Source organism: Nostoc sp. FACHB-892 (assembly GCF_014698795.1).
Lineage (GTDB): Bacteria > Cyanobacteriota > Cyanobacteriia > Cyanobacteriales > Nostocaceae > Nostoc.
On record NZ_JACJTR010000094.1, the window covers coordinates 1 to 11,061 of the forward strand.

9 protein-coding genes are annotated in these 11,061 nt (G+C 38.2%); 6 read left to right on the forward strand and 3 right to left on the reverse strand.

The window, feature by feature from the left end; all coding sequences use genetic code 11:
- The first annotated feature begins 213 nt into the window (after nt 1-213).
- The 3 genes from H6G96_RS38945 to H6G96_RS38955 are packed head-to-tail and all read left to right on the forward strand — an operon-like array spanning nt 214 to nt 1,384.
- Nucleotides 214-429: a hypothetical protein gene (locus H6G96_RS38945; RefSeq protein ID WP_190919807.1), complete on the forward strand. Its 216-nt coding sequence runs from the start codon at nt 214-216 to the stop codon at nt 427-429.
- Nucleotide 430: 1 nt separating this feature from the next.
- The gene (locus H6G96_RS38950; protein ID WP_190919791.1) at nt 431-670 is read left to right on the forward strand and encodes a hypothetical protein; all 240 of its coding nucleotides are present in this window, start codon (nt 431-433) and stop codon (nt 668-670) included.
- Between the two features lie 9 nt (nt 671-679).
- Nucleotides 680-1,384, forward strand: a complete 705-nt coding sequence (locus H6G96_RS38955) for a hypothetical protein (RefSeq protein WP_190919793.1) — start codon at nt 680-682, stop codon at nt 1,382-1,384.
- A 99-nt stretch (nt 1,385-1,483) separates the two neighbouring features.
- Here H6G96_RS38955 and H6G96_RS38960 read toward each other — a convergent pair whose 3' ends face one another.
- Together H6G96_RS38960 and H6G96_RS38965 are read right to left on the reverse strand one after the other, a co-directional pair.
- Nucleotides 1,484-1,951 carry an AAC(3)-I family aminoglycoside N-acetyltransferase gene (locus H6G96_RS38960; RefSeq protein WP_190919795.1) on the reverse strand — a complete coding sequence of 156 codons (468 nt, stop codon included), beginning with the start codon at nt 1,949-1,951 and terminating at the stop codon, nt 1,484-1,486.
- Between the two features lie 581 nt (nt 1,952-2,532).
- Nucleotides 2,533-3,867, reverse strand: coding sequence for an AAA-like domain-containing protein (locus H6G96_RS38965; RefSeq protein WP_190919797.1), 1,335 nt, complete (start codon nt 3,865-3,867; stop codon nt 2,533-2,535).
- A gap of 205 nt (nt 3,868-4,072) precedes the next feature.
- Here H6G96_RS38965 and H6G96_RS38970 point away from each other — a divergent pair, with 205 nt between their 5' ends.
- Both H6G96_RS38970 and H6G96_RS38975 read left to right on the forward strand, forming a co-directional pair.
- The gene (locus H6G96_RS38970) at nt 4,073-5,107 is read left to right on the forward strand and encodes a tetratricopeptide repeat protein (RefSeq protein WP_190919799.1); all 1,035 of its coding nucleotides are present in this window, start codon (nt 4,073-4,075) and stop codon (nt 5,105-5,107) included.
- A 146-nt stretch (nt 5,108-5,253) separates the two neighbouring features.
- A complete protein-coding gene (locus tag H6G96_RS38975; protein ID WP_190919801.1) occupies nt 5,254-9,045 on the forward strand; it encodes an AAA-like domain-containing protein in 3,792 nt (1,263 codons plus the stop codon).
- 16 nt (nt 9,046-9,061) lie between these two features.
- Here the strand turns inward: H6G96_RS38975 and H6G96_RS38980 are convergent, their stop codons facing one another.
- Nucleotides 9,062-10,324 (reverse strand): AIPR family protein, encoded by a 1,263-nt coding sequence (locus tag H6G96_RS38980; protein WP_190919803.1) that lies wholly within the window; start codon nt 10,322-10,324, stop codon nt 9,062-9,064.
- A 418-nt stretch (nt 10,325-10,742) separates the two neighbouring features.
- Between H6G96_RS38980 and H6G96_RS38985 the strand changes: the two genes are divergently transcribed.
- Nucleotides 10,743-10,943, forward strand: coding sequence for a hypothetical protein (locus H6G96_RS38985; RefSeq protein ID WP_190919805.1), 201 nt, complete (start codon nt 10,743-10,745; stop codon nt 10,941-10,943).
- Nucleotides 10,944-11,061: the final 118 nt, after the last annotated feature.

The following is an 11,061-nucleotide window of genomic DNA, read 5'->3' on the forward strand; positions in this document are numbered from 1 at the left end:
GGTTTGCAATAATGCCTCTACTTGTTTTTCTGGAGATTGCTTTTGCGCCATGTGATATATTCTACGGCGCTATGTGCATCTATCTACTTTTTATTTTTTGCACTACCCCGATTTATTGAGCGGATACTGTATTTGTTGCCTATAGTGAAGCACGAAGGCTAGCGAAGGGAAAGAATTAATCTTCAAAACATATCAGCGTTTGCCCTGTCAGCTATGTTAGTCAAGTCAATAGAAAAACGAGTTCAGGAATTAAATGAAAATTTAGAACTATCCCTAGATGAGATTTTTTATACTGTCTGCCAAGAGTATAATCTGAATGCTGTGGACATAGAAGAAGCCTTAGGGTGTAAATGTCCGTTTGCGCTGATTGGTTTTATCACCACATTAAAGTCAGCAGATCCAGGAAATTATACACAGTACAAATCCTAAAATGTCAGCCGAGAAATTTCAGCAAGAGGCTCAATCAACTTTAGATATACCCTATCAATTAAAATTAACCCGAAGCACTATTGGATTAATTGCAGATAATGGAAATTTACAGATTATGTGGGAGAAGGATCTACTAACAGGAGAAATTCAATTTTATATGAAAGAGGATGAGAAAATTTATATTGGCAAGGGGCTTTCTTGCCGTGAAGCTTTTGCTAAAAAACAAGAATATTATAAGTAAATCTAATAAATGACAAAAGAAAGATTACTATTTATTTATATGGATACTGAACAGGATTTCTTATTTTTCAACCCTCGAATCGCTACTAAATATAATCCCTTTTATGAAGGAGAGTATCTATTAATCCAGACTTATCCCCGTGAGCATAAGTTAATGGTTGAGCAGCGCAGTTTTGATTATATTGGTGCCAAAAGACATTGCGAACTAGAAAATCTAGCTCATGACTATACATCATTTTCTCTTAGGATTTTCCACGATGACAAACTATGGGAGGTGAACTGTGAAGGCCAGCCACAAAGTATTTCTAAGCAACAGAACTGGAGAGTTGCCCAAGAATATCTAGAAGCTAATTACGCGACGCATACTGATGCTGAGGTGGTTGTATGCCAATGCAGTTACCCCTATTTTTCGTCACTCACTAGTCATATTAGCAATAGTGGTCAGCCCATTACTTCGTGGCAATCGCTCACTTGTCTACTTGAAGGTAAAGGGCAAGATATTCAAACCTGCCCCAACTGTAATGCATCCTTAGTTCGAGTTGATGAATTGGAGGATGATGATTTTGATTTTGATTTTGATAACCAAGTTAGCCGACCAATAGCTTGTATCGGTTGCGCTAACTATCATGGAGTTGAGTATGACGGGAATATGTTAGTCTGTGGAATTCACGCGCATGGATGGGATAGCGAGAATTGCCCAGATTATCATCCATGAGATTGCTCCTGATCTAGGACTCATCTGATACTCAAGATTGTAAAAAATTGACCCGCTCTTTAGTATGCTCTTCTCGAAAAGCCACTACTCAGATAGGCATTAGGCATTGTCATTGCCGTTATTAACTGCTATGTCGAAATGCAATACGTCTTCGCGATCGCCCAGCTTTGTATAAAGTTTAATGGCTGGATCGTCACCTATATCCGCCTGGACGAAAATAACATAAGCTCCACATGCTGCTGCTACTTCCTTCAGCTTCTGAATTAATGCCGTTGCGATTCCCTGCCGTCGGTGTGCGGCGGCAACAGCTAGATCATAGATATAAATCTCACTGCGCTCCTGCTCGAACTTTTTAAGCTCGTATGCAGTAAGACCGCCAACGACTTCACCTTCTTTCAATGCGGCGATCGCAATGAAGTAGTCACTATCGAGCAGTTGCCGCAGATAATCTGCACTAGGCGGATTCCCATAGGTTTCCACCTGATCGAACGCCTCACCAAAGGTCGCTAATAAAGCTTCCATTAATGCAACGTCCTCCGGCACAATCTGTTGAATGCTTAAGTTCATTAGTATTTCCTAAGCTATATTCCTGCTGAACGGCTAAATCCTGCTCGTTCATACAATATCAGACGAAAGGGCTAAACCCAAAAATCTGTTGAAAGGGCTAAACCCAAAAATCTGTTGATTATCGTTTGCTGTTATGGCTGCGTTTGGGGTGCAGTTATTGGAATTGTGACCTTATTTATCAAGCCAAGCGTGACTGTGGAGGCGATTGAGTTGGGTTTTGCGGATGGAGCGTCTGGAAAATTGTTGGTTCAAAAACGGGAATAAATCATGGAACGCAGAATCATTGATTTAAGCGGCGGATGTCTGCCGGTTCTGGAAATAAAAAATTGTTAATGCGTTAGCTAATTTTGTTGAAAATAAAAGGGGTATAACTAATATCTATATCCCTGCTGATGACAATCCTTAAGGACAGAAAATGCTGACTTTGCTGAGGCGGGGCTTTATCGCCTGTGATCTTCAAGCCCCGTAAACCAGCTGCAAAGCGGTTCCAACGCCCTTGTCTTTGATGAAGCGCTGCCTTCTTTAGGGTACACTGGCAGTCGCTCTCTGCCTTTGTTTTAGTCAACAAAATATTTGTTTGTTTACAAATGAATCTGTAAATACTGATTATATAAATTACAACGTGGTAATACGCTATCTCCTTGAAATTTTACCAGTCCAAGACTGTGCAATTTAAATTTAGTTACTGTCGGTAGCTTGGCAGACTTATTAATAATTACATCTTTCATTGCATTTGCTAATTCTGGATTCTGCGTAAGAATTAAACTTTGGCGACGTAAATGGTCTGCGTAGATACTCAATGAACTTGTGGGATTTTGTAGTATCTGTGTTAAAGTAACGTTTTTATTGGCTATATGATAAAGGCTAAAACGTACTAGAAATGGATGTCCACCCACTAGCATCATTAATTTTTCAACTTTCGTTTCATCCAAATCTAGTTTATACCTTTGAACTAAGTCCAAAATCTGTTTATTATTAAATTCAGGTAATTCTATAGACAACCCTACATTAAACGGCGATTGATTAATATCAAGAGGAACATAAACTTCTGTAGAATGTACAATCACCAATCGCAGTCTTTTCCAAATCTCTCGCCGTTTGCCTTCTTCGTGTAAAGCGCGTAGTAATCCAAAGAAATCTCGGTAAATTTCGGGATATTCAAAAACTTTATCAACTTCATCCAACCCAAGGGTTAGCGGCTTATTAATTGTTGGTAGTAGATATTCCTCAAAATAGGCTTTACATGCCATGCTACTACCCAACATTTCCGCTAAATCCCAATATTCACTAAGTTTATTGGGGATATTTAAAGCTAAACTAACACTTGCACAAAACCAGCGTAAAAACTTATCTGAATTAACGAAAATCTCTTGGGCTGCAAGTTGGAAATCTAAGATGACGGTACAATCCCCTTGAGAATAGGATTCATTAATAACCCTTGCTAGAAGAGACGTTTTACCCATCTGCCTTGGCGCTTTAATTCTAATTAAAGCACCGGGTTTATGAATTTGTTCATAACATCGTTCTTCGATTGGGGAGCGTTTAATATAAAATGGTGAATCTAATGGTACTTGCCCGGATGGATGCTCTAGAGAGTGGGATGAAAATATTTCTTGAGTTTCTTTGTTATTCTCCTCTATAGTGCCTACTAAGGGTGATGAAAATATATTGTTCCCACTTTCTACTGTTAAATCAGTAGTTAAATCAGCAATATTTTGCCATTCCAGCCCTAAAACACGACAAATTTCTCTAAAGTTAAGGTAATCTACAGCTCTGCCATTAAGAAAACTGCTGATAGTAGATTGAGATATTTGCAAATGTTCTGCCAAATCAGTTTGACGAATATAGCCATTACGCGGTAGCGCTGACTTTACCTGTGATATGAATTCAGGACGTACTCTAACCGAACGTGGCATTTTTGATATTACAACTGCTCATTTTCTATTTTTTGCAAAATTTTCAAATATTCAATCTCACTACAAAGTCGATACCTACTCGATATACCCCTATGCCAACTCAAGTATAGTCAAGGTTAAATCGGAGCAGTAGGGATAAGGTTTGAGGTGTAGCCTGTGAACGCTAGTCCTACTTTAACTGAAAATCTTTCCGGATTATATAATTATGAAATTTGCCTTCTCTATACCTTCCTTATTAGCTTATGCATCATCTATTTTACTACTAGGTTTTTCAATACCATTAGTTGCACAAATACCGGCTGATAATGCTTTTACTGAGTGTCAAACTCTTAAGCCACCACATCTTAATACAGTAAACGATTTCATAGGCATGGGACACTTTCAAGAGGACTGCCAAAAAGACTCACTCGCTGCGGTTTCTTCTTTCACGCAGGCAATTCGGCTCAATCCTAAAGCTGAAGAACCCTACTACCATCGTGCAAATGCTTACGCTGCAATTGGGAATTACAAAGCCGCAGTGGCAGACTATACTGAAGTAATCAGGCAAAATACAGGTAAATTTGGTTTTAGCCGTACTGCATATTGGAATAGGGCTAGGGCTTATGAAAAGTTAGGCGAAAGACAAGAAGCGATTTCAGATTTGACTCAATTAATTGGTGATAGTAGCCCCAATGTTGACGAGTACTTATTAAGAGGTAATCTGTACCGAGACTTAGGAGATAAAGAAAGTGCTATTTCAGATTATAAATCAGCAGAAAATATTTTGCAGCAAAGTTTAAATGGGGTTTTCGGAACTGGTATGATGGATGCCAGATATCAAGAGATATTAGATAAAGTCAGAACTGAATTATCACAATTAGGTGTATCCTTACCAGCACCACAATTGAGAACTCGTCGGACTTTAGAAGCGATCGCAAAAATGGAAGTCGTGAGAGCCTTAAATTTAGCAAGATATACACCTCAGAATCCAGCAATTGGGAAATTTGATGCTCAACTTCAGGATTTGTACAAACAACTAGCTAACTCACAACAGCAATCATATAAAGGAACAGTAGAAAACCTGATATTAAATGTTGCATCTGAAAAACTAGAAGGTTTGGAAAAAGAGCGATCGGAACTTATCAAAAGAGTTACCCCAGATAATCCAGCAGTAGGGTTAATTGACGAACAGAAAAAACAATTAACGTTGTTAATGAATACGAACAGAAAACAACTTGATGCCTTAATGCACCAAGATTAAATATAGCTGTAGGGTGTGTGACGGTATGAATGAATTATATGCACAAAAAACGAATAATTTATTTACCGTCACACACCACCATATAATTTGTTGTGTAACACTATGCTTTTATACACCCTACAAATTAATTATCTTGTTATCAGACAATGAGCAACAATTTTTCATATAAAGTTGGTGGAAGTCTTACAGAAGATGCTCCTTGTTACGTAGTTAGACAAGCAGATTTCGACCTTTACAACGAACTGAAAGCTGGGAACTTTTGTTATATTTTTAATTCCCGACAAATGGGTAAAACTAGCTTACAAGTTCGTACAATCAAACGACTGCAAGCCGAAGGCATCGCTTGTACTACGATTGACATCTCTGGACGCGGTAGTAAGGATATAAACCCGGAACAGTGGTATGCAGGTATCGTTTACACATTGGTTGCAAATTTTGAAATAGCTAACCCTAGCCAATTTATTAGAACCTGGTGGAAGGAAAACTGTGAATTAGCACCAATACAGCGTTTGGATATATTTATTGAAAAAATTTTGTTAGAAAAAGTCAAAAGTGAAATAGTTGTTTTTATTGATGAGATTGATAGTATTTTAAGCTTAAAATTTAAGGGTGATGATTTTTTTGCTTGGATAAGAAGTTGTTATGAAAAACGTAATCTTAATAACGAGTTTAATAGGATTACTTTTGTGCTTCTCGGAGTAGCAACACCTAGCGATTTAATTGCAGATAAGGTACGAACACCCTTTAATATCGGTCGTGCAATTCAACTTAATGGTTTTCAAATACACGAAATTTCACCTTTAGCATCAGGGTTGAAAGGGATTGAAAATCCAGAAGCTATTTTGCAAGAAGTTTTAGCATGGACTGGAGGACAACCCTTACTTACACAAAAATTATGTGATTTGTTAGTAACTTCCCCACAAGTAACGAGCAAAGCTACAGAAGCCGAATGGGTAAAAAATATTGTTACGCAACAAATAATTCAAAACTGGGATTCCCTTGATGAACCACCCCACTTAAAAACTATCAAAGATAGAATTTTGATGAGTAAGCATAATACAAGTGCATTGCTTGGTTTATATCAGAAAATTTTACAATTAGGACAAATTCCTGCTTCGGACAGCCCAGAACAGATAGAGTTACGCCTATCTGGATTAGTTGTAGAGCAACAAGGATATTTAAAAATTTATAACCAGATTTATGCAAATGTTTTTAATTTAAACTGGGTCGAAAAAGCCCTCGCCGATTTAAGACCTTATTCAGAAGCATTATCTGCTTGGTTTGCTTCAAACTGTCAAGATAATTCTAGATTATTGCGTGGTAAAGCATTAGAAGATGCAAAAACTTGGGTGGCTAATAAAAGTTTAAATCAGCAAGATTACCAGTTTTTAACTGCCAGCCAGGAATTTGAAAAACAAGAAATGGCTACGGCACTAGCATTTCAAGAAGAAGAAAGTCGCATCTTAGCACAAGCTAACGAGACTTTAACTACGGCACAGCATCAAGCCAAACAACAAATTCGTATCGGTGGTGGAGTTCTTATTTGTTGTCTTATTGGAGCAGCTATTGCTTTTGTCGGAGCAACTATATCAACTAACCAACTACGAGAAACCCAGTTAGGTATAAGATTAGAACAAGCAGGAATTACAGCCCTAAAACAGTTTGAAACAAACCAAATTGAATCTTTAGTGACAGCGATGGATGCAGGACAAAGGTTAAAAGAAATAGTAAAAGATGGACGACCTCTAGAAAAATATCCTGCAAGCAGTCCAATTTTTGCCTTACAAACGATACTTAATAATATTCATGAACTCAAACGATTTGTTGCCTACGAAGACAATATTACTACTGTGAACTGGAGCCACGATGGAAAGTATATCATTACCGCTTCTAATAATAAAACTGCTAGTATTTGGAATTTGGCAGGTAAGCTTATAGCCGAACTAAAAGGACACCAAGACGGAGTTTTTATTGCTAATTTTAGTCCAGATGGAAAGCAAATTCTTACTAGTTCTAGTGATAAAACAGTTCGACTTTGGAACTTTTCGGGGAAACAATTGGCGGTACTTAGACATCAAGAAAATGTGACTAGCGCCAGTTTTAGCCCAAATGGGAAACGTGTCATTACGACTTCTGGAAATCCACTTGTTATTGAAAGAGGTATGGATGGTAAAACCATAGTTAATATCCCTAATGATCAAACAGCCCGTATCTGGGATTTATCCGGTAACTTATTACTTCAGCTTCAACATCAAGCCAAAGTTAATAGCGCCAAATTTAGCCCAGATAGTAAATATATTCTAACTGCCTCTGACGATAAGACTGCCCGGATTTGGGATAAATCAGGTAAATTATTGCAGACATTCACAGGACATACAATGGCTGTTAACAGTGCTTATTGGAGTCCGAATGGAAAATATATTTTAACTAACTCTAATGACTCTTATGTTTGGGATATTTCCGGTAAACAAATCACACGATTTAAAGTAGATGATAAATGGGTAACGATGGATGCTGGTTTTAGTCCTGATAGCCGACGTATTTTCGTATCAACACCTTACAAGACTTATGTTAGGGATTTATCTGGTCGGCTAATTAGAGAAATAAAAAATGAGAAAGTACTAAATGGGGATGCAGAATTTAGTCCAGATGGTCAGCGCTTTTTTACAACTGATGATACTATAAAAGTTTGGGATATGAGAGATGAAACTGTAAAACCGTGGGATTTATCAAGTAATTTAATCACCGAACTAACAGGGGATCAAAGTAGCCCCCGTTGGAGTCCTGATAGTAAATATATTGTTACTTTTGGACAGGATAAAATTGTTCGCATTTGGGATTTATCCAATAAAATACCAGTAACTAAAGTAGCTATCAATTCAAAAGACGCTATTACAGGAGCAAGTTGGAGTCCAAATGGCAAATATGTTGTTACTCCAACTAGAAAATCTATATTATTTTGGAATAGTTATGGTCAGCAGTTGGCAAGATTTATCGGACATGAAGATGTAGTTAGTAGCGCTAATTTCAGCCCTGATGGCAAAAAGATTGTCACAGCATCATCTGATAAAACTGCTCGTGTTTGGGATACATCGGGAAAACAGCTATTATTACTTTCTGGACATGAAGATGGAGTAGAGTATGCTGCTTTTAGTCCAGATGGAAAATATATTTTGACTACAACTTATGATCATAAAACTAGAATTTTCTCAGAGTCGGGTAAGTTAATAACTACGTTTAAAGCTAGAGGTATTACTTGGAGCCATAATAGTAAATATATTTTGGCTATGTTTGATTATAACGGCAAGAACTACTCTAGTTTGTGGAATATTTCGGGTGAAAAAATAGTAGATTTTCAAGGAAGTGAAAATAGTTATTTGGGTGCTAGTTTCAGTCAAGATGGGGAGCGTATTGTTACGACTGATGGAAATATAGTGACTATTTGGAATACATCAGGTCAAAAGTTATCAGAGTTGAAGGCGAATCAAGATATTTATAGCCCTAGCTTTAGTCCGGATGGGACATTAGTTATTGCTACTTCCCTAGATAATAAGGCGATTATTTGGGATACTTCTGGTAAACAATTACTGGAAATACCGCATCAAAGTAAGGTTGGATTTGCTGTTTTTAGCCCAGATGGTCAGCGAATTGTCACAGCTTCAAATGATAAAATTTATCGTGTTTGGGATATATCAGGTAAGCAACTTGCACAGTATAAGTATTCATCTACATTTATATCGCCAGTACATTTTAGCCCGGATGGGAAATATATTCTCGCCCATGTTCAGGGTAATTCTCCTGAGCAGAACAAGGTGCTGATTTGGCGGATTGACGAATTAGATGGGCTATTAACACGGGGATGCGACTGGTTAAAAGATTATCTGAATACCCAGCCTCAAATACGGGAAAGATTAAAAGTTTGTTGGGTAAATAGTTAACCGTGTTTTAGAATATTCATTTAGGGGCAGTGGTTGTGTTAATCCCATTGCTTTTCCCCTTTCCCCTCTTGTTTGTACCTTCTGTAACCTTCGGTTCTTCTTCCTTACCGGATTTGACCATTTTCACTAAGGAAGAATTGAGATAACTTTGTGCAGAGATATACAAACTTTCCCAAATCTCTTGATTACGACTGATTTTTGTCCCGACTGTATTACCTGCTGTTTTCTCCGATACTAAGTATTTGCGGAAATAGTTAGTCCACAGGTGTTGCAGGAAATCTTCGGCAAATTCGTCAAACGGCAGAATCCATTTATAGTCCTTATCTAGAAATACCCGATATGATGCAATTATCGGTAGTGCCAAGTCGGTTGGCGCACCAAACCCGAAAGAGTATTTGCTATCAGGCAACAATGTAGTTTTACGTATATCAATTGATGCTAAATCGTTAGCACCCTTTCTTCTGGGGTTGCTAATATAGTCTTGAATCATTTCGTACAGTCTTTGCTCTATCCACAAAGCATGAGTCAAGAGAGGCAGTAAAGCAGTTAACCGTTCCCTTTCTGCGTCTGTGATGTTACTTGGAAGACTCATCCCTACTGGGTGTTTGGTTCGTTTATTGCCGTCGGGATTGTATTTATTTCTGTCGAGGCAGTAAAGCAGTTTCAGTAAATGGGTGACATTGCACTGAGCATTTCTGGGAGCGCCGCTTTGATTTTGATAATAGGCGATGCGGAATTTCCTATCTTCTGCTCTCTCTAACTGGGCTAAATACTGCTTGATGAATTTGTAATCACCTCTGGCGTTGACTTTGGAGCGAGAATCTACTGGCGTTGTGGTATTTGAAGCTAGGGCTATGTCCTTGGCTGATTCTTCAGTTAGTCCAATGTGAATCGTAACTTTTACCCTAGCTTCGGTTAGGTCATATTTGTAATTTTTCGCTTGCTCAAATGCTAAAACTGTATGCCCACCGTTGATAATCCCATCGCTACCGCCTTCGTTAGCTTCTAATATCTCCAGTTCTAGCTCAGTTTTATTTCTGTTGGGTTTAACTTTATTGGCTGAGAGGACGATTCCACTGTGGCGAGAGAAGAATTTTGCAGGTTCGGTCGTCAGCGAGTCGAAGATTTGTCTGTAGGTCGCGCTTTTGCGGTTTGCTTCCCGAATATTCGGTTCTAGGGGGAGGTCTGTTGGGAAGCTGTCTACATGGGCTGTGGCGATGATGCAATTAGGATTGGCTTGAAAATAGTTATCTATCTTGATGTTCCAAGTCTTGGGCATACTTTCTAAGCAATGTCAGGGGAATTTCTATGTTAACCAAAACTCTGACCCTGATATTGCTTTCTTGACACGCCTAAAAAGCTGAAATTCACAGCATCATTATGCTTAATTTGTGCAGTGCCTAAATTCTAGCTTAGATAAAGAGTACTTAAACTCTTCATATTTAAGCACTCTCCTTATGGAAAGCTATTTTCAGCTATAAACAACAGCTTAGTTGCTGTATTTGTCTATAAAAACTAACTTAAGATAGACTATTATTCATACTTAAGTTAGTTGCAAAAAGGGCTAATGTAGAAAAATCTCTAGAACATCTATAACTAAGCTTGATCAGTTAATTTCGCTTAAAACGTATTTATACTCATTCTTGTTACGAGAATGGCTACTTTACTAATATTCAAAAGCCCAAGCGCACAGTACTATGACTATCACCAAGATCCATTCAGTTGTCTGTATTCACTCTCGTGTTTTAGTCGTATTTTACACTCCTGCTAAATGCTGGCAGTTTCGGATTGTTAGCCCCGATGGCACGGTATTTGGTGACTATCCGATTTACTATAGCGCTGAGGCGGCAGCAAAAGCTGGGCCTAATTCGATTTATCAAAACCGTTGTAGCGGTTAATTCATTCGGTGGCAACCTCAGTGGCAAAAGTACTTTCATCGCGCCAGTAGGAGAGTTATCACCCGTAGCCTTTAGAGAGAACTAAATTGTTCAAAGTAATGGCAGTTAACAAACCAAT